We start from the raw sequence: 19971 nt of genomic DNA on the forward strand, positions 1-19971 counted from the left end.
CTCCGCGCACCTTTGCGTTAACCTCAGCGTACCTCTGCGTTAAAAAATGATCATTATCATCATGGGAGTCTCCGGTTCCGGGAAAACCACCATCGGACAACTACTAGCCGACTCCTTAAACTGGAAATTTCAAGACGCTGACGAACTTCACTCCATAGATAACATTGAAAAAATGCGCCTGGGTATCCCCCTCAATGATACCGATAGAAAACCTTGGCTTAAAGACTTGCAAACAGCGATCGCACTATGGCTACAAGAAAATGAAAATGTAGTCTTAGCCTGTTCCGCCCTCAAAGCAAACTATCGCCAATATTTAGGATTGGATAACAAAAACATCAAACTAGTTTACCTCCAGGGCAGCATAGACGTACTGCAACAGCGCCTGATGGGACGAAAAAATCATTTTATGTCAGAAAAACTCCTCAACAGCCAATTAGATGCCCTTGAAGAGCCTAAAAATGCCATTTGTATAGATATTTCCGAACCACCCCAACTAATTGTCCAGAACCTGAAACAGACCTTGGGGATTTAGAGAATTTTCAGCATGATAGAACAATTTCCCATCATTGAAATTCCTCCAGATGCGCCTGAAGCTGATGAAGATTTAGGAACAAAAGTACACGTTGAGCGTGTCAACCCTGCACCTACTCCACTTCAACTCCGTTTGTTGTGCAATGTGACTGCAAAATGGCCTGAAGATTTTCATCCCTTTTCCAGCCAGGAGTATCAGCCGATTATTGCTGATATCCCAGCTAAATGTCATACTTCCTAAACTGAATGGGAGGCTAGAAAAGCGTCAACTTCCGCCGCAGTGGGTTGAGAAGCGATCGCACCTGCTTTAATAGTAGTTAGCGCCCCCACAGCATTAGCATAAGCCACAACCTTTTTGGCAGTTTCTGCATCCTGTAAACCTTGAATACCATGTTTACCAAGCTGATGGATAAATCCTGCTAAAAAACTATCCCCAGCCCCAGTTGTATCCACAACCTCAATGGGATAGGAAGGTAAATTCCCTTCATTTTCACCTAAACAATAGGTGCAACCATGTTCACCATCTGTTACCAACACCCCATCAATGGTGTCCATACGGTAAATAATTGCACCTGGGTCTGTAGTATCAAATAACCATTCTGCCTCTTCCTTAGAGAGTTTGAGAAAATCAACTTGCTTCCATATCTCTTGGATTTTCTGACGCGCCACATTTGCATCTTGCCAAAATACTGGTCGCCAGTTGACATCCAGAATAATCTTCAAATCATATTGTTCTGCTAACTTTAAGGCGCGGTGAATAGCTCGCTCACTTTCAGGATAGGCTAATTCCAGAGTCCCCAATACCAGAAAGTCAGCCTGTTGAAACAGCCGCTCTGGTAATTTTTCAGCTTGTAAGTGGGTATCAGCGAATTGAGAGGTGTCATACTCACCAAATCCGGCAAAATTGCGATCGCCTGCCAAATCTCTCACCACATAAACTTGCCGCGTTGGTGCAGTAGAATGACGTTGCACCCCTACTGTATCCACACCAACCTCTTCTAACAACTTCACCAGCTCATTTCCCGGCTCATCTTCACCCACAGCCCCCACAAAACCTGCGGGAGTTCCCAACTTCACCAAAGCACAAGCCACATTAGCCGGCGCACCACCAGGGTAAGGAGTCCAGGACTTCACCTCCTCCAAACTTAGCCCCAATTGGTCAGCTAAACAATCAAACAAAATTTCACCAAGGCACAAAACACGGGGATTGCTCATTTCATTCCAGAATCTGGGGTTTGCAATTTTGAGTTAGCAACTCCAGTATAAAATATACAACAATCTTAACTCGTCTGTCGCCAGTCCTCAAAATCATAAAGTATCACTATTTGCTACTTTACCAGCCAATACATCCTCCCATCGACCAGTTTTTATATATGTATTTATACTATTTATTTCTTAATAAAAGTGTTAATAAATACTAAATGTTATCACAAATTACCATCGCAGCCAAATCTAAAGAAAATCTAGTCAATTGCATTACTGCTATAACTTCTAACCCTGCGAACAAAAGAATCCTCTAGAATTAGAACAGGATTAAGTACAAATACCAAGGGAGGATAGAAAAACCTATGGCTGCTAGCGAGTCTCAGACCCCCGTTAGTCTGTCAGACAGAGAATTGCAAATCATCGACTTAGTAGCCAATGGCTTAACTAACCAAGATATTGCAGTCAAACTGGAGATTAGCAAACGCACAGTTGATAACCATATCAGCAATATTCTTACCAAAACCCAAACCGAAAACAGAGTCGCTCTCGTCCGTTGGGCATTGCAGTGGGGTAAAATTTGCCTAGATGAAGTTAACTGCTGTACATTGCCTGTCCGCAACGATTAGACCAATTGTGAGTGTATTCTAATTATTCTCCTGCTCACACATTTATTGTCAGGTGAATCTCTAGCGTAAATTCCTATTGCCATCCAAATCAAGGCGCACTAATTAGCAATAAACCCTAATCCCAGAGGTTACATTTATATAAATATATATGCTCCATCAGCTAGGAGAGCAATGTTTTTATGAATACATCAGCTTCAGTTCCCGGTAATTCCCCTAACTTTGATTTTTTTAAATTTGATTTAACCGCCCCCCAACCCACCCAAGATACTGACTTACTCAAACAGCTATCATTCATCCCAGGGTTAAAAGAAATGATCCTGCTGCGCCAAGTTCACGCCCTAGAACACGCCACCGTCTGGGTATTGAGTGAAGCCAACAGCGCCCATGCACCCAAAAGCCGACCCCGCAAAGTCCAAGTAGATAACGAACTATTAGGTGGTTTATCTACAGAACAAGGATTTTATCTTTATGGTCAAGTAAATATCAGTGACCTGCGTCGCGCCGTCACACTGGGCTTAAATCGTCTCATCAATGGTGAATGGGATTTAGCCGTCCATCCCCGTTGTGGTACAAATGCCTCAGTGGCTATCCTATTAACAGCCGGACTAGTGGTTGGTGTCAATCTCTTACTCCCATTCCGACCCCTAGAACAATTAATTGGTTTAGGAATAGCCGCCACCACAGCCGCAGAAATCGCACCCGATTTAGGTTATATCGCCCAGCGTCACATCACCACCGCCATTCCCTTTAATCTGGTAATTGAAAATATTACTCTCTCTCGTGATATTTGGGGAAGACAAGGACATTTTGTAAAAGTTAGTTGGCGAGAATGACCAGTTTTCTAGTCATTGCATCGCCTCAGCAACCTTGAATGTGTCGGTATACTGCTGGAATTTGAATATCCGCCCATTTCTTAGCCTATAGACATGAGCAAAAGCTGCCGTTGTAGACTTACCCGTAGTTTTGTAAGTGCCACAGTATTTACCTAAAACAATAATGGTATCTCCAGCATCCAGCCATTCTTCAACAACAGCCTGCCAAATATCCCAGTCTAAACGGAATTTGGCAAACACATCGTTTAATACTGCTTTTGTCCCAATATGCCTACCACCACCGGGAAATCCCTCATTCTGTATCCACTCAATCTCAGGGTCAAAAATTTCGCGGATAGTATTTGTGTCTCGCTCTTGGAAGGCGATGTAAAGGCGTTGAATAATTTCCAAATTGCTCATTAAAACTTTGATTACTTGTCAGCACATTTAAAAATTATATGAGAAAGCTTTACTTCTTAGTTCCCGGTACTCATGGAAAATTTGCCTGTGGGGGACTGTGGGCAGAATTAAAAACAGTCAAACTGGCGCAGCAAATTTGTAGTGCTGAAGTCGTCACCTATCGTCAAAGAGAAACAGACCAACTATTTATTGATGATTTGTTGACAGCCAAAAATTTAGATGCAGCAATCTTTGTGATTAGCTGGGGATTCGATATCCCTAAACTAGCCGCTAAACTCCAGGAATATCACGTGATTTATCATGCCCATAGTGCAGGTTATAAATTTCATCTCCCTGCTACTATTCCTATTATTACAGTTAGCCGCAATACTATGGGATATTGGGGACAGAAATCGCCTCATTCTCTGATTTATTATTTACCCAATCAAATTAGTAACGAATTTGAAAACCGACATCTTCAGCGAGATATTGATGTTTTAGTCCAAGCTCGAAAATCCTCAGAATATTTACTCCAAGAATTGATTCCTGCTTTGCAGCAAAAGTGTAATGTCAAATTAATTGATTCTTATGTAGAAGATTTACCAGGGCTATTTAATCAAGCCAAAATTTATCTCTATGACTCCGCCGAATATTGGGCGCAACAGCTTGTTAGTGAAGGCTTTGGATTGCAACCAATGGAGGCTTTAGCTTGTGGTTGTCAGGTATTTTCTAGTGTTAACGGCGGACTGTCAGATTATTTAGATCCTGGGTTTAATTGCTATAAAATTGCCGGATATTCCCAAGAATATGATATGCAAAGGATTATGAAGTTACTGCAATCTTCAGAAAATAGGACTTTACCTTCTGAATTTTTTGCCGAGTATCGCACTGAAAATATTCTCCAGCGATTGCAAGTTATTTTAAATGAGCTTAATGAATTTTTTGATCACAAAAGCAATTTTTCAACCAATATTCCAGAATTATCTCCATCTCGGATAGCCAAACTAAGAATGCACAGCCTATACAAAAAATTCAAACAGAGATACTTTGAGAAACACTGATAATCTTATTGGACTGATGAAAGTAATCTCACCTTCAAGATCAGAACTGCAAAAATTATCTGTAATTGTTGTAAAAGTTTATTAAAGTTACCGCATTCTACCACATTCCTGAAATAAAATGTATAGCGGAGTGCAATCATCAAAAAATCTCTAATTACACGCCTTTATATCATAGCTGGAACAAATGCAAAGCATTAGATTTTTTTATCCTCAACGAGGAAATAAAAACGTTTTTTTGATAATTAAGTAATCTACATAACATTAATTCCAAAATTTCGCTGCATCTGCACCTAAATTGCCGTGTGAATGAGGATATGACATAAGTTATCTTTAATTTTCTCCAGTAACTCGCTGTTACTAAAACTGTAACCGTCTCTAATTTTGCTGCTTCTAAATGCAATATTGAACAATCGAGACATAATTTAGCTGCAATTTTGTATAAACAGCTAAAAACGTTGGCAAATGAGGCAGGAGAATGAATCGGCAGAAACTAAGTGGTGTGGAAAAACAATTCCTACAAAGACGTTATGGTGTGAGTTTAGGCAGACGCTACGTTTTAGCCGCAGCTAGTGTTGTTCTGTGTAGTGTATTAGGTTGTTCACAAGTCAGTGGTAGTACAAATTCCTTCACACAATCTGATCTTCCTTATTCAGAAACTCAATTGCCAAAAAAAGCATTAATTTCTGATACTAAAGTTGTGGATGCTAATAACAAGTTTAGTTTCAAACTGTTTTCAGAAATAGCGCAAAATAACAGTAGTGGAGATGACATTTTTATTTCACCTTCCAGTGTAGCGATCGCCCTGGCTATGGCATACAATGGAGCCAGTGGTTCTACACAACAAGCAATGGCAAAAACCCTGGAATTACAGGGAATGAATTTACCAGAAATTAACTCAGCTTACGCCACATTAAAAGCACTACTAGAAACTCCTGATCCCCAAGTGGAAATGACCATTGCTAACTCACTTTGGGTAAATCAAACAGCTAAATTACAGCCAAATTTTCTCCAAAGCGCCCAGGAATTTTACAAAGCTCAGGTGGAAAGTTTAGACTTTAACAATCCCGCCTCTGCCAATACAATAAACCAGTGGGTTGAAGACAGTACCAGGGGAAAAATCAATAAAATAGTGGAAGATATTCCCCCTGATCAGGTATTGTTTTTAATTAACGCCATCTACTTTAAAGGGCAATGGACTAATCAGTTTAATAAATCACAAACTGCCCCACATCCGTTTACACTCCCATCAGGTGAACAGAAGCAACACCCCATGATGTCCCAAAGTGGGGAATATAGGTACTATGAAAATGACCAGTTTCAGGCGGTGAGTTTACCTTATGGTGAAGATGGCAAAATCAGTTTTTATATCTTTTTGCCCAAGGAGGAATCTGACCTGCAAAGTTTTTATGAAAAATTGAATTTTGAGAACTGGGAAAAATGGATGTCTCAGTTTAGAAATGAAGATGGATTTATTCGCTTACCCCGCTTCAAAACAGATTATGGTGTGACACTTAATGATGCCTTGAAAGCGTTAGGGATGGCAGAGGCTTTTAGTAATCAAGCCAATTTTGCTGCTATGGGTGAAAATCTCAAGATTAGTGAAGTTAAACATAAAACATTTGTGGAAGTGAACGAAGAAGGTACAGAAGCCGCCGCCACGACATCCATAGGAATGGTACCCACATCTTTTAGACCACCAACAGAACCTTTCCGCATGATTGTTGACCGTCCCTTTTTCTCTGTGATTCGAGATAATCAAACAGGCAGCATTTTGTTCATGGGTGCAGTCACTAACCCACAGTAGTAAATACTTGCTGTGACTGGGTTTTACACTTTGATCATGTCCTAACTAGGGTTGCTGAATCAAGTTAATTAGCTAGGTTCTCTTCATCAAGGTAATGTCGGTTCCGAAAAACCCAAAGGGTTGTTAGTTTCGGATGTGCGTGATTTTTCGCTAACAATGGGTTCCGGTTTCTCTTCCGCTTCACTATTCAAACTTTGAGGACGCAAGGCTGTTAAAGCTGTCTTGATAATTACAGCTGTGGGTACTGCCACAATTACCCCCAGAAGTCCACCAATTCTTGCCCCTGTAAGCACGGAAATTAGTATCCAAACTGGGTTTAAACCAGTAAAGTTACCTAAAATTCGGGGGGCAATCAGGTTTTCTAAGATTTGCTGGACGATGACGGCGGCAATTAACACCTTGACTCCCATAGAGAAATCTTGCAGTGCGACCAGGGAGGTCGTCAGGGTGATACCCACTGAACCACCGAAGGGAACCAACGCCATAATGCCAATAGTTAAGCCAAACAATAACCCAAAGGGTACTTTTAGCCATAAAAATGTGGGAATTAGGGCTGATGCCATACAGGTGGCTAATATGAGTTGGGTGATGAAAAAGTTTTGGAAACTGAGGCGGACTGTTTTGGAAAAGGGTTGACGAAATTTGGTAGGTAGCCACTCTACTAAACTCTGCCAAAGTTCACCACCATGCTGTAACAGGTAAAATGTCAACACCATTGTTAACAGAAAATCTAGCAGGCTGGTGAATGTGACTACTGCTAAATTTAACACTTGTCCGGCGATCGCTTGCAATTGACTCTTGACGCGATCGTTAATTTGGCCTAAAAGCACATCCAGGTTGATGGGTAAATTCAGGGTTTCTGCTTTCTGATTTAACATCATCAGTTGAGAACGGCCGGAGTCGATTAACTCTGGTAGTCGCGCCACTAATTGTTGGGCTTGGGAAAGGGCGAGAGGAAATAAAGTCACTCCCAAAGCCAACAGCACTGATAAGGCGATCAAAAAGACTAAAATGGCAACTTGTTCTCGCCTCGCACCTTGACGCTCCATCCAAGTTACAGGATAGTTAAGCAGAAATGCTAAAACTGAAGCTCCCACTAAAATCACGATCAAGGAGTGAAAATAATGGAAAATTGCCGCAATTGCCCAGCCATTTAGAACTAAAAGTGGGGCGCATAAGGCGATGGCACCAATCTGTGCTATTGGTGTCAATGTCTGCCACCAGTTGAGTAGCTTACGTGTATGCATTTTTAGTCGATTGCAGGATATAAGGGTTTTTAGCTTTTTTATTCTAAAATCATTGTCTATAGCTTATTATCTCTGACTACGTGATGGTATTTCATCTCCCTACTTTAGGATTAAACTTATATTTATGGAAAATCTTGAACCAATAGACGATTCCCAGTACACTCAAGAGACAGTCATATCTCAAAAACAGTTATTTCTGTATTTAATTCCCGTGATTGGCTTTTTCCCCTCCCTGTGGACTCTCTATCACCGCAAAGGAACAAAGGAACAATTGATGGTGAGTCGTCTATCTATTACCTTAGCTTTCACTTGGCTATTGGGCTATTCTTTCTTAGCAACTGGGGCAGCAACTTCAGAATTTTTGACCTTGCGGATGTTAATCCTCAATAGCTTTCTGACCTCTGGTTACTTTTTAGTCAGTGTTTGGCTAATTATTCGGCTCATTCAGGGGAAATCTCATCGTTTATCAGGGTTTAGTCGTTTTGCCGAACGGGTATTAGGGAAATACTTGTCTTAGTTTATGCCATAATCTTCCTTGAAATCTAGTATTTTTACTAGATAAATTAGGTATAGTCAAACTCACTTATTCTTGTCATACTGCAATTAATTATCTCCGGATTTGCTACAACAAAGGAGAAATCCTGGTATAAGTGTTGTGGTTATATAAAAGTAAAAAGTGAGGGCAGTTAATCAAACATTAACTTGGATGAGTTAATTGGATTGCATATTAATAAGTAATAAGTCAGAGAATTTACCGGGTTTGATTCAGTAAGTGTGAGGAAGTCTGTGACCAGTCAAAGAACTTCGGCGAAACAAAGGCAATTAGCGAAAGCCCTGAAATCGAAACAGAAAACTATTCCCAAGGCTAATTCTGGACGTTGGCTATTTTTTTGGTTGGGGATGAGTGGAATTGCAATGGTGTCAGCCACAGCAGGGGCGCTGTTGGCGTTTTCTTTGACCAGTAGCCCATTACAGCAAGCAGAGTTAAGTCCTCAAGATGAAGCGGTTTTTGATAGCGATCGCATTTCTGGTTCTGGTTTACGATTCTCAGAATTAACTCGCCCTGTGAATCTATTGGTGATGGGGATGAGCGTACTCCCATCGGATATTACCAATCCTCCCCCGGAATTGCAGAATCTTGGCTATGAACCCCAGGTAAACTCTTTTGAAGGTCTGGCGGACGTGATGCTGTTGATCAAGTTTGATCCCGCCAGCAAAAGAATTGCCATGCTTTCAATTCCTAGAGATACTCGGACAGAAGTGTTTGGCTATGGAGTGAAAAAACTGAATGCAGCTAACATAGATGGGGGGCCAGCTTTAACTGCTAAAAGTGTCAGTAATCTCCTGGGTGATATCGCTATTGATCGTTATATCAGAATTAATGTTCTGGGTGTAGGTAATCTGATCGACGCTTTGGGGGGCGTAACAGTTAACGTTCCTAAAGATTTGAAATATCAAGATGACTCCCAACGCCTATATATCAATTTAAAAGCAGGAGAACAGCATCTGAATGGCGATCAGGCTTTGCAATTATTGCGCTTTCGTCATGATGAACTGGGAGATATTGGTCGGGTGCAAAGACAACAAATGGTGATCCGGGCTTTGATGGATCAAACTCTCAACCCCACAACAGTGACTCAATTACCTAAGATTCTCAATGTAGTTAAAGAAAATATTGATACTAACTTAACAGTTGAAGAATTATTAGCCTTGGCTGGCTTTGGTGTGCGAACCAACCGTTCTAATATGCATATGTTCATGTTACCGGGTCGCTTTAGCCAACCAGAGGAATATCAGGCTAGTTATTGGCTACCTAACAGAACGGGGATTTCGAGAATGATGTCTCAACACTTTGGTGTACCATTAACTCGTGAACTGCGAGAGGTTAATTCCCGCTCTCTGAGAGTTTATATTCAAGATAGTACAGGCAGCGATCGCACTCAAATCATCCCTTTAGTCAAAAATTTAGAAGAATTTGGATATCGGAAAATCCAAGTAGCCGTACCTTGGAATGAACCGCTACAAGTAACTAATATTATCGCCCAGCAAGGAGACATTGATAATGCAGAGTTAATTCGCAGTCAATTGGGATTTGGCGAAGTGCGAATTGACAGCACGGGGATTATTGACTCTGATATTACTATCCAGTTGGGTCAAGACTGGTTACAACAAAGACCTTCCTGGTCAACAATTCGTTAACAGTTAACAAGGTTTTAGGATCTTTTTTGGGGATAACTTGCCTTCATGGTATAGTATATCCCTCTGCTAAATTTCCCTACCACCGCGAGAGATACTGTTGCAGGTTTGCCACTGAGTGATAAAATAACATTATCACCAGATTCGCAGAATCATAGATGGACTGGATTAAAATACTGCGATCGCTACAATCTGACTTCGTTAACAGGTTAAAATCCGGTTTCTTACTTCATTGTCAACAAGAAGGTCAATACAGTGAATTAACTATCATTTCTGGCAAAAGATTAAAGACTTTACGGGAATTTTGCTGGCTGATGGCCGAAAAATATAAGCGAACTTCCCCAGTTCGTGAAGTTTTTATTAACAACCTCAAAGGTAAACTCGGTGAAGAAGTTGTTAAAGAACGTTTAGCCAATTTAATTACAGAAATCGATTATGAAACTCGCTTTGGTGGTGATGGTAATACTGATTTCACCTTAAATTCTCACCCACATATTGGCGTTGAAGTCAAGTCTAGGCATGGTACTATCGATCAAGTCAGATGGTCAGTTAGTTCTCAAGAAGTTGCCAAAAATGCCGTTATTGTTTGCATCTTAATTCAAGAAGAAGTCAACGAAGCACAACCAGAATATCATCTGTTTTTAGCTGGATTTTTACCTACAAAAATGATTAAGTTAAGAACAGGTAAAATCTCCTTTGGGATCAACCAATTATTATATGGAGGTGGTTTAGGATGCTATCTAGAACAGTTGACAAATGCCGAAAATCACTCAAATTCTGCTCAATCTCTCCCTAGTGTGAACCTACAACCAGAGACAAAAGACACAACTGTTATTCACCAGAGAGAAAAATTAGCACCTACTGCTTTACCCACTAAAACTTTTACACAGACAATCAAAAATATCTCTTCTCTACAACTAGGTCATGAATGTTTTGCTAAAGGTGAATATCAAACAGCAATCACTTATTATCATCAAGCATTACAGCAAAAAAAAGATGCTGAGATTTATTACAAACAGGGTATAAGTTACTATCAATTAGGTGACTATGAAGCTGCAATTATGAGTTTTTCCCAAGGGATACAGTTGAACTTGCATGATAGCAAAGCATATCATCAAAGAGGTTTAGCTCGTTATCAACTTAGCAATTATTCAGAAGCCATAGAAGACTATACCCAAGCCATCAGCATTAATCCTCATCTGGCTGTAGCTTATAAAAATCGTGCTGAAGCTCGTTCCCACATTGGCGATAACCAGGGAGCTATAGAAGATTACACTCAAGCAATTAAAATTAACCCGGATTATGCGGATGCTTATAAAAATCAGGGAATTGCCCGTTATTTTATCCAATATCACCAGGGATTTTCTCAGGCTATCAAGGTTAATCCCCAGGATGCAGTTGCTTATAAAAACCGTGGGAATGCTCGTGCTGATTTAGAAGATTATCAAGGTGCGATCGCAGACTATACCCAGGCTATTCAGCTTAATCCCAATTATATAGATGCCTACTATAACAGAGGTCATGCCCGTTATGATTTAGGAGATTATGAAGGCGCAATTGAGGATTATACTCAGACTATTCAGATGAATCCTAATTATGCTCACGCTTACTATAACCGTGGTCATGTTTATTCTGAGTTAGGAGATCAGCAGTTAGCAATTGATGATTTTCGCAAAGCAGCAGATATTTATCGTCGAGAAGGTAAACTAGAAGCTCTTAAAGACGCTCGTGCTAGGGTTACAGATTTAGAAGTCGCGGAATCGTTAGATATTTTGAATTTCTAATGTGGATAATTACATAGCAGATAAATCTCTACTTTCGTTGTTCTACTTCTCGTAATTGTTTCTCTGTGCGCTCATAGGGTTGTGTCTTCGGTCGCCAAGAAAACAGGTTATTAAAAAAGCTGTTCATGGCTGTACGAGTTTGGATACTGGCTGTTCCTAATGCACCAGGTAAAACCTGATCTCCTGCTGCCACAAAGAGTATAAAGCCAATCAGTATTAGAGGCATATATCGTTTCATGTCTAAGTTTCCTCACAAATGACATTAGCGCAATTATAGCTGGGTAGTAGAGGCTTTAAAGTTACCGTGAAAACTATGAGGAATTACACTGGGTAATCCTAATCGGCACACTGGTTCTGCATCTAGGCGATCGCTATCAAATACCCAAATTTCGCTACAATGGCAATTACCATCATAAACCACTGTCAATACCCAACTTTTTGCAGGATTTTTCCTATCTTGCACCGCTAAAGGCTCGGAAGGGTAGCAGTTTTCTGGTAAATTAGCCTCAGTGAAAGTTTCTGTTTGATGATCGAAACGGCCGCAGGTATTTAATATTTCTTTACTAATATCTGTACCTTTTCGGAATGAAGACATATATGTATAGCGGGAAACTTTACCTACATTTGCTGTGGGTACATTAGGAAATTCACAACTTCTATCTAATAGTTCATGAATTGAGATGACTTTAGCAGTTTGGGATTGGAGATGAACTCGTGTCAGGGTACTTTTAGCTAGGGTGTGAGTTTTTCCGGTAGCTACTTCCCGCAAATATCGATTTGTCTGAAAATCTGAATAACGCGCGAAATCTACCACCACAGCACCACTCCCATCGACATAACCATTAGCAAAATGCCATTGATACCAAGGTTCTGCTTGACTACGACTCACTAAAGATAAGTTTTCCCGGTCAATTATTAAAATCTCGGTTCCCAGTTGCGGTTTCCATTCAAAGGAATCACTATAACTTTTCATACCTGTCAGCACAGAGAAAACATTTAACCGCAGGGGGGGAATGAAAAATATCAAATATTGTCCTGCTAAGACAAAATCATGAATTAATGGAATACCTTGCAGTGGAAGTTCCGCTTTTTGCCTAATTTTGCCAGTAAAATCACTTTTATAAATATTTAAAATGCTATTGCGTCCGAGACTGACACCAAAGTTAAAAATTTCCCCTGTTTGATGATCAACTTTTGGATGAGCAGAATAGGTTGATTCTTGGTTGAGACTATCTAAATTATCCAAACCCCTGGTTTCTAAGGTCTGGAGGTCAAGGGAATGAGGATTCCCACCTTCCCAAAGTGCCAAAAGCTTGTCAGGTAACGCTAGCACTGAAGTATTAGCCGCATTCTTGATTGGTTTGAGCCATTGATTCCAAATTGGCCCCGGTGCAGTCATGCCATAATTACCGTAAAGCAGTTTCCCATCTGCGGTTTCTGCTTGATAACCAGTAGTTTGTACATAACGATAAACTCCAGTAACACCAGCACCGGTAAAATGAGCCGCCAAAATTGCGCCATCACCATCAAACCAATGTCCGACAGGAATACCACCACGTTCTAAGCGTCCTGGCCCATTGCGGTAAAGTGTCCCGCGTAAGCCTTCAGGGACTTGGCCTGAGACGATGGGTAATTGAGTGGGGGGAAATTCTTTTGCTGCTTGATCTATCGCACCTGCCCAGGTTTCATGAGTTAATGGTTGAGTAGTTCTAGTCATATTTAGCAGAGATTAGGTGAGTGAATCGTAAAAAAGTTTCGCAGTTCTACAAGTAAGGATATATTTTAACTATTACGCCGTAAGTCCCCCACTGAATTTGGTACTCCGAATCAGTGGCGGGATATAAGGTGGTTGAGAAGGATTGCATCTAAGATTAATTTTTTGCACAGCAAAGACAAATATTAGATGTATGACGAATCAACAATTATTTTCTTTTCGAGAAGTTTATCACAATATATATATCATGTTAAGATGAATTTATTAAGGAGGTGATGTTAAGTGTTGCACAAAGCTTGCCCTGAGCGATGTCTAAAGGTTATACAAGTTCGTTTGTATCCGTCACAAAAACAGCAAATTCAATTATCTCAAGCTTTTGGCTGCGCTAGATGGTGGTGGAATTATGCCCTAAATAAGTCAATTGAGACTTATAAAGAAACAGGAAAAGGACTTACGCGTGCAGCACTCAACGCATTTCTTCCTCCACTCAAAAAGGCAGAAGATACAAAGTGGTTGGCTGATTGTTATAGCCAAGTTTTACAAGCTACCACACTGAATCTGACTACTGCGTACAAAAACTTTTTTGATAAACGGGCTGGATTTCCTAAATTCAAATCTAAGCATGGAAAACAGTCTATTCAATATCCTCAAAACGTTAAAATTGTAGATGGCAATGTCAAACTTCCGGGCAATATAGGGATAGTCAAAGCCAAAATACATAGACTCATTAAGGGGAAAATCAAAACTGTTACTGTAAGCAAAACACCGTCAGGTAAATACCTTGCATCTATACTCACTGAAGCTGTTCGCGTAGCGTCTCCGACAGGAGAGGGTGAAAATCCAATTATTTCAGAGGGTAAAATCTATGGTATTGATTTGGGATTGAAACACTTTGCCGTTGTGACGGATGGAGAAAAGGTTTCTAAATATGATAATCCTAAGTATCTTGCTAAACATGAAAAAAATCTCAAGCGTAAACAACAAAAATTAGCACGTAAACAAAAAGGAAGTAATTCAAGAAATAGGTATAAAAAAGTTGTTGCCAAAGTGTACGAGCGAATTACTAACTCGCGGCAAGATTTTCTACATAAACTTAGTTATAAGTTGGTCAGCGATAGCCAAGCTGTCATAGTAGAGAATCTTCATGTCAAAGGCATGGTACGCAATCACAAATTGGCGAAATCAATATCTGATGCAGGCTGGGGAAGATTCATCAACTTTTTAGCCTATAAGCTAGAACGCAACGGCGGAAAGTTGGTTGAGATTGATCGATGGTTTCCCAGTTCCAAACTCTGCTCTAATTGTTTCTATCAGATTGGTGAGATGCCGTTGGATGTCCGTGAATGGACTTGTCCTCATTGTGGCACTCATCATGACAGAGATGGAAATGCCGCGATAAATATTAGAGCAGAAGGCATCAGAATGCTTGCCCTGAGCGAAGCCGAAGGGATAAAGGCGGAAGGTTCAGCCGTCTCTGCTGTAGGAGGGGAGGTAAGTCCCAGTCTTGGACGAAAGTCTAAGTTTAGGCACTCCCCCGTGATTACAGAAGCCGACACTGTACTTGGTACTCCAAGTCAGCGTGGGTAGTTCACAAATCTGTTCTGGACACAATCACTGTTTTTACTAAATCTATGAAGCCTTATTTAGCCGCCGCTATTCAAATGACCAGTGTATCTAATTTACACAAAAACTTAGTCCAAGCGGAAGAACTAATTGATCTCGCTGTGCGTCGAGGTGCGGAATTAGTTGGCTTACCAGAAAACTTTTCTTTTATGGGGGAAGAGAAAGACAAACTTGCACAAGCTGAGGAGATTTACCGGGAATCAGCCGAATTTCTCAAAAAAATGGCGCAACGCTACCAAGTTACCATTTTGGGCGGCAGTTTTCCAGTGCCTGTGGAAAATACTGGCAAAGTTTATAACACTACAATCCTAATTGACCCCAGTGGGGAGGAACTCTCTCGCTATTATAAAGTACATTTATTTGATGTTAATGTCCCCGATGGCAACACGTATCGAGAATCTAGTACTGTTGTTGCTGGTCAGGAACTCCCTTCAGTCTATTTCTCCGAACATCTCGGTAATATAGGACTTTCAGTTTGCTATGATGTCCGCTTCCCGGAATTGTACCGACATCTTGCTGATAAAGGCGCAGATGTGATGTTTGTACCTGCGGCTTTTACTGCTTTTACTGGCAAAGATCACTGGCAAGTATTATTACAAGCTAGAGCCATTGAAAATACTGCCTATGTGATTGCACCTGCTCAAACTGGTAATAACTATGACCGAAGACACACTCACGGACACGCTGTAATTATTGACCCTTGGGGTGTAATTTTAGCTGATGCTGGGGAACAACCGGGAATTGCGATCGCAGAAATTAAACCTTCTCGTTTAGAACAAGTCCGCCGACAAATGCCCTCTCTAGAGCATAGAGTATTTTAAGTACCAAAGTTGCAGGTAGTAGCTTACGCCGCGCCTGCATCCCCAAACATTTGTTAAAATACATAAAAAATTATCAAAATATAACATGAAGCTACCAAAAACTATCAAACTGTTGATTAGTCTTAGCCTCATGGGGCTTGTGTCTTGTAACACCACACCAACGACATCAATTAGCAGCGAAACAGAAACAGCCACATCACCAGTTAATACTACCTCTGTATCTTCAGAAACAGTAGCCTGTAAATTTGTTGCAGATGGACTTGGTTCCGTGGGACAGGTGGAAGTCAAAGCTGAGGAAGTAGTTACAGGTTTAGAGGTTCCTTGGGGAATTGCTTTTTTACCCGATGACAAAATGTTAGTTACCGAAAGAGCAGGAAGAGTCAGATTAGTAGATAATGGAGAATTGAGGCGTTCGCCTGTTGCTAATCTAAATATTACAGCTTCTGGTGAAGGTGGGTTATTGGGAATTGCCGCACATCCAGATTTTGCCAATAACCGATTTTTCTACCTCTACTACACCACCGATAAAAATGGTTCCCCAGTCAACCGTGTAGAACGTTGGCAATTGTCCTCAGATGGATTAACTGCAACATCAGAGAGAATTATTATTGACGATATTCCAGCAGCATTATTCCATAATGGCGGACGTTTGAGCTTTGGCCCAGATGGAATGCTCTATATTGGCACTGGCGATGCTAGAAAACCCGATATTTCCCAAGATATGGATAGTTTAGCAGGTAAAATTCTCCGCCTCACTCCAGAAGGAGAAATTCCCCCAGATAATCCCTTCCCCAATAATCCCGTTTTTATTAGTGGGATTCGCAACACCCAAGGTTTTGATTGGTATAATTCCTCAACTCTATTTGTCACAGACCACGGACCAAGTGGAGAATTAGGCAGAAGGGGTGAAGATAAAGTTTCTGTATTGCAAGCTGGGGATAACATGGGTTGGCCGTCTGTCCAAAACTGTGAAGCTGGGGAAGAATTTGTCGCGCCTTCCTTAGTTTGGCGAGAAGCCGCACCGCCAGGGGGAGCAGCAATTTATACTGGCAACTCAATTCCAGAGTGGAAAGGTAATTTAATTATTGGGACATTGGGTTCAAGACATCTGCACAGAGTTGTATTCGACTCAGATAATCCCAGACAAATACAAACCCATGAAGTTTACTTTCAAGGAAATTCCCCCGATGGTTTTGGGCGAATTAGGGATGTAATTATGGGTGCAGACGGTGAACTATATATCACCACCAGTAATTGCGATGGTCGTGGTAACTGTCCCCCAGGTCAAGATAAAATCATCCGCATCACTCAATAACAATCAGAAGTGGCTGAACGAACTACTCAAGTTCCTGGACGAGAGCGAATATGATCGGGTATGTGATGGCGATCGCCTAATATTTCTAACAAGGGGCCATTAACATCAAATTTAACCATACTTACCGACGCGACCAAAATATTTACCCGATAGCGATAGCGTCCTAAATCAATTCCCAGTAAACTGCACAGCATAATCCGAATCGTGGCTTTATGGGAAACCACTAAAACATTACCTTCGGGATGTTTTTCTTGAATTTCCGCAATTACAGGCATAGAACGGTTAGCAATATCTACCGCAGTTTCTCCACCTATTGGTGCATTCCAAGCCGGTTCTGTCACCCATTTTAGATAGTTTTCTGCATAATTCTCTTGGGCAAAGGATTTACTTTTAGTTTCCCATTCGCCATAACTACCTTCTCTGAGTCCTTCACGCAACTGCATATCCATCCCGATAGCATCACAAAACGGCTTGGCAGTTGCAATTGTCCGCTTCATGGGGCTAACATAAACCCCTGACCACTGCAATTTTTTATAAGTATCGGCAAAACTCTTTGCCATCTGCATCCCTTCAGCAGTCAACTCCGCATCAGTTTGACCACAGAAATTACCACTTTGACTAAAAGTAGTTTCTCCATGCCGCAGTATGTATAAATTGAGGGTCATAGCTTGTATCGTAGTTGGGATCAAGGAGTTTGGTAAAAATAAACTACCATTAATCTTGCAATCAAATATGTCACATCCCGACAAAGTAATTAACCGAAAAAGTTAATCAACCTCAAATTTTGGGAATCGAGGAGTGTCAATAGTGAGGGTATGGTGAGTAATACTAAAACCTGGATTTATTGATGTTTTCAGCCTTTTATAGCACTACGCATACACATTAGGACATAAACTGATCATAAAAGTTAGACACCGAAAGGCTTTTACCCCACTCCCCACTCCCCACTCCCTGTTCCCTTTTTTGATATTCATCCTCAGTAAGCATCTCCTGATAATTCTCTACCCGATCTACAAACAAGACACCATCAAGATGATCATATTCATGTTGAAAAATGCGGGCGACAAAATCAGTAAATTCTTGCTTTTGTAACTTACCATTGCGGTCAGTATATGCGACTTCAACAGCTTGAAATCTGGGGACTAAACCGCGAATCCCCGGAACACTTAAACAACCTTCCCAACCTTGAACAACTTCAGTGGAATGGGCAATTATTCTGGGATTAATCATCGCCGTTGGTTCCATAACCGGGGCGTTGGGATACCTGAGGTTGGGGCGAGAAGCGACAATAAATAAACGATAGGATGCAGCTACTTGAGGCGCAGCAATTCCCACGCCATTAGCTTCTGCAACTGTGAGGGTTAAGTCATCAATTAGCTTTTGAATAACTGGATCTTGAATATTTTCTACCCAAGTGGCTGTTTGGCGGAGGATGCGATCGCCTAATTGGATAATGGGGATTAATTCTGCCATAAATTTTTCAGTTAACTTTGGGGTCGTGGAGGTAAAGGTGCAGGACTAACTGCTACTGCAATAACTCGTCCGTTCCGTTCTATTTGTATTTGCAAAGGGACACCAATTTGGCTATTTTGTACCATAGTTTGTACCTCTTCAATTTTAGTTACAGGTTTGTTATTAATACTTTGAATTAAATCGCCGAATTGTAACCCAGCCTCAGCCGCAGGCGATCGCGGTACAATATCAACCAATAACACACCTCGATCTGCTCTCAAATTCACACGATTACGTGACTCTCGATTAATTGTGGCTTTAATCTCCGGTGTCAAAGTCAGCATTTGAATACCTAAATAAGGATGATCAACCCGACCCTTAGCAATTAACTCTTGAGAAATTCTTTGCACTGTATTAATAGGAATCGCAAACCCTAACCCTTGAGCGCCACGAATAATTGCTGTATTCATCCCAATTACCTCCCCACGGAAATTGAGTAATGGACCCCCAGAGTTTCCCGGATTAATCGCTGCATCGGTTTGAATGAAATCAACCCGCTTATCACTCACCCCAATGTCAGTACCAGAACGCCCCGTAGCACTGAGTATCCCAGAGGTGACAGTATTATTCAAGCCGAAAGGATTACCAATAGCAATTACCGATTCTCCTGGTTGCAAACTATCAGAATCTCCTAAAGGTAAAATTTGCAGATCATTAGCGTCAATTTCAATTAAAGCCACGTCTGTCACGGAATCTTCCCCCAGCACCTTACCCTCAAAAGTCCTACCATCCTTCAGGGTGACAGTTACAGCATCAGCACCCCCGACAACGTGGGAATTAGTTAAAATTTGACCAGAGGAACTAATAATAAATCCAGAGCCACTCCCTTCTTCTACCCGCTCACTGGGTTCACCACCGCCAAAATAACGGCGTAACAATGGATCATTGGGGACACGGCGAGACTGTACCACTCTAGACGCATCAATTCGTACTACTCCATCTCCCACCTTCTGCACAACTGTGACGATAAAGTTAGGATTTTCCGCAGATGAAGAGGTAGTTGCTGGGGTAGTTAAAATTGTGTTACTTTTAGTCCCTTCCTCAGATGTGGGAGTATTTGTTTGATTCTGAAAGCTTTGGGTTTCTAAAACAGAGCAGCCACCCAGGGAGACCACTGCTACCCCACTTAGTAGCATCAACTTCATGATACTCCGTGATTTGCTCCTGTGGGGCAGAACCCAGCCATCACTATCTCCGACTTTCAAGTTATGCTCTGTTGTATCCATTTGTCTTTGCTTCTCCCTGCTAGTCAGTGGGTGGTAGGATATTGCCTACCGGGTGTATCCCAGAATGATTACTGGGCTAGAACTGATAAATACT

General features: G+C 41.2%; 20 protein-coding genes. 12 read left to right on the forward strand and 8 right to left on the reverse strand.

Features of this window, described 5'->3' with window-relative positions:
* Window positions 1-46 precede the first annotated feature (46 nt).
* Window positions 47-532: a gluconokinase gene (locus ACM0OP_RS09165; RefSeq protein WP_414528094.1), complete on the forward strand. Its 486-nt coding sequence runs from the start codon at window positions 47-49 to the stop codon at window positions 530-532.
* A gap of 12 nt (window positions 533-544) precedes the next feature.
* Window positions 545-772, forward strand: a complete 228-nt coding sequence (locus ACM0OP_RS09170) for a hypothetical protein (protein WP_414528095.1) — start codon at window positions 545-547, stop codon at window positions 770-772.
* Here the strand turns inward: ACM0OP_RS09170 and ACM0OP_RS09175 are convergent.
* The gene (locus tag ACM0OP_RS09175; protein WP_414528096.1) at window positions 769-1746 is read right to left on the reverse strand and encodes a carbohydrate kinase family protein; all 978 of its coding nucleotides are present in this window, start codon (window positions 1744-1746) and stop codon (window positions 769-771) included. The two genes, ACM0OP_RS09170 and ACM0OP_RS09175, sit on opposite strands and share 4 nt — an antisense overlap.
* A gap of 353 nt (window positions 1747-2099) precedes the next feature.
* Here ACM0OP_RS09175 and pedR point away from each other — a divergent pair, with 353 nt between their 5' ends.
* The gene (gene pedR, locus ACM0OP_RS09180; RefSeq protein WP_414528097.1) at window positions 2100-2363 is read left to right on the forward strand and encodes a photosynthetic electron transport-dependent transcriptional regulator PedR; all 264 of its coding nucleotides are present in this window, start codon (window positions 2100-2102) and stop codon (window positions 2361-2363) included.
* A gap of 179 nt (window positions 2364-2542) precedes the next feature.
* Window positions 2543-3196: a DUF6391 domain-containing protein gene (locus tag ACM0OP_RS09185; protein WP_414528098.1), complete on the forward strand. Its 654-nt coding sequence runs from the start codon at window positions 2543-2545 to the stop codon at window positions 3194-3196.
* A gap of 12 nt (window positions 3197-3208) precedes the next feature.
* Here the strand turns inward: ACM0OP_RS09185 and ACM0OP_RS09190 are convergent, their stop codons facing one another.
* Window positions 3209-3595 carry a nuclear transport factor 2 family protein gene (locus ACM0OP_RS09190; protein ID WP_414528099.1) on the reverse strand — a complete coding sequence of 129 codons (387 nt, stop codon included), beginning with the start codon at window positions 3593-3595 and terminating at the stop codon, window positions 3209-3211.
* 38 nt (window positions 3596-3633) lie between these two features.
* On the opposite strand from ACM0OP_RS09190, the gene ACM0OP_RS09195 reads away from it, so the two are divergent.
* Window positions 3634-4635: a glycosyltransferase gene (locus ACM0OP_RS09195; protein WP_414528100.1), complete on the forward strand. Its 1002-nt coding sequence runs from the start codon at window positions 3634-3636 to the stop codon at window positions 4633-4635.
* 475 nt (window positions 4636-5110) lie between these two features.
* The gene (locus ACM0OP_RS09200) at window positions 5111-6439 is read left to right on the forward strand and encodes a serpin family protein (protein WP_414528101.1); all 1329 of its coding nucleotides are present in this window, start codon (window positions 5111-5113) and stop codon (window positions 6437-6439) included.
* 86 nt (window positions 6440-6525) lie between these two features.
* Here the strand turns inward: ACM0OP_RS09200 and ACM0OP_RS09205 are convergent, their stop codons facing one another.
* A complete protein-coding gene (locus ACM0OP_RS09205) occupies window positions 6526-7686 on the reverse strand; it encodes an AI-2E family transporter (RefSeq protein WP_414528102.1) in 1161 nt (386 codons plus the stop codon).
* 124 nt (window positions 7687-7810) lie between these two features.
* Here ACM0OP_RS09205 and ACM0OP_RS09210 point away from each other — a divergent pair, with 124 nt between their 5' ends.
* The 3 genes from ACM0OP_RS09210 to ACM0OP_RS09220 all read left to right on the forward strand — a co-directional run bounded on the left by ACM0OP_RS09210 (window position 7811) and on the right by ACM0OP_RS09220 (window position 11666).
* On the forward strand, window positions 7811-8203 hold the full coding sequence (locus tag ACM0OP_RS09210; RefSeq protein WP_414528103.1) for a hypothetical protein: 393 nt from the start codon (window positions 7811-7813) through the stop codon (window positions 8201-8203).
* A 269-nt stretch (window positions 8204-8472) separates the two neighbouring features.
* Complete coding sequence (locus ACM0OP_RS09215; protein ID WP_414528104.1) at window positions 8473-9885, forward strand: LCP family protein; 1413 nt, start codon at window positions 8473-8475, stop codon at window positions 9883-9885.
* Between the two features lie 155 nt (window positions 9886-10040).
* Window positions 10041-11666, forward strand: coding sequence for a tetratricopeptide repeat protein (locus ACM0OP_RS09220; protein WP_414528105.1), 1626 nt, complete (start codon window positions 10041-10043; stop codon window positions 11664-11666).
* Window positions 11667-11694: 28 nt separating this feature from the next.
* Here ACM0OP_RS09220 and ACM0OP_RS09225 read toward each other — a convergent pair whose 3' ends face one another.
* Both ACM0OP_RS09225 and ACM0OP_RS09230 read right to left on the reverse strand, forming a co-directional pair.
* On the reverse strand, window positions 11695-11892 hold the full coding sequence (locus tag ACM0OP_RS09225) for a hypothetical protein (RefSeq protein ID WP_414528106.1): 198 nt from the start codon (window positions 11890-11892) through the stop codon (window positions 11695-11697).
* A 45-nt stretch (window positions 11893-11937) separates the two neighbouring features.
* On the reverse strand, window positions 11938-13383 hold the full coding sequence (locus ACM0OP_RS09230; RefSeq protein ID WP_414528107.1) for a carotenoid oxygenase family protein: 1446 nt from the start codon (window positions 13381-13383) through the stop codon (window positions 11938-11940).
* A gap of 279 nt (window positions 13384-13662) precedes the next feature.
* Here ACM0OP_RS09230 and ACM0OP_RS09235 point away from each other — a divergent pair, with 279 nt between their 5' ends.
* The 3 genes from ACM0OP_RS09235 (at window position 13663) to ACM0OP_RS09245 (ending at window position 17139) form a co-directional block, all read left to right on the forward strand.
* On the forward strand, window positions 13663-14967 hold the full coding sequence (locus tag ACM0OP_RS09235) for an RNA-guided endonuclease InsQ/TnpB family protein (protein WP_414528108.1): 1305 nt from the start codon (window positions 13663-13665) through the stop codon (window positions 14965-14967).
* 44 nt (window positions 14968-15011) lie between these two features.
* Window positions 15012-15824 (forward strand): carbon-nitrogen hydrolase family protein, encoded by an 813-nt coding sequence (locus tag ACM0OP_RS09240; protein WP_414528109.1) that lies wholly within the window; start codon window positions 15012-15014, stop codon window positions 15822-15824.
* Window positions 15825-15909: 85 nt separating this feature from the next.
* Window positions 15910-17139 (forward strand): PQQ-dependent sugar dehydrogenase, encoded by a 1230-nt coding sequence (locus ACM0OP_RS09245; RefSeq protein ID WP_414528110.1) that lies wholly within the window; start codon window positions 15910-15912, stop codon window positions 17137-17139.
* Between the two features lie 26 nt (window positions 17140-17165).
* Here ACM0OP_RS09245 and ACM0OP_RS09250 read toward each other — a convergent pair whose 3' ends face one another.
* From ACM0OP_RS09250 to ACM0OP_RS09260, 3 genes are all read right to left on the reverse strand, one after another.
* Window positions 17166-17804: a histidine phosphatase family protein gene (locus ACM0OP_RS09250; RefSeq protein WP_414528111.1), complete on the reverse strand. Its 639-nt coding sequence runs from the start codon at window positions 17802-17804 to the stop codon at window positions 17166-17168.
* Between the two features lie 217 nt (window positions 17805-18021).
* Entirely contained in the window at window positions 18022-18612 is a 591-nt protein-coding gene (gene def / locus ACM0OP_RS09255; protein ID WP_414528112.1) for a peptide deformylase, read from the reverse strand.
* An 11-nt stretch (window positions 18613-18623) separates the two neighbouring features.
* A complete protein-coding gene (locus ACM0OP_RS09260) occupies window positions 18624-19877 on the reverse strand; it encodes an HhoA/HhoB/HtrA family serine endopeptidase (RefSeq protein WP_414528113.1) in 1254 nt (417 codons plus the stop codon).
* Between the last annotated feature and the right edge of the window lie 94 nt (window positions 19878-19971).

It is taken from the genome of Nodularia chucula CCY0103, assembly GCF_963923915.1.
Lineage (GTDB): Bacteria > Cyanobacteriota > Cyanobacteriia > Cyanobacteriales > Nostocaceae > Nodularia > Nodularia chucula.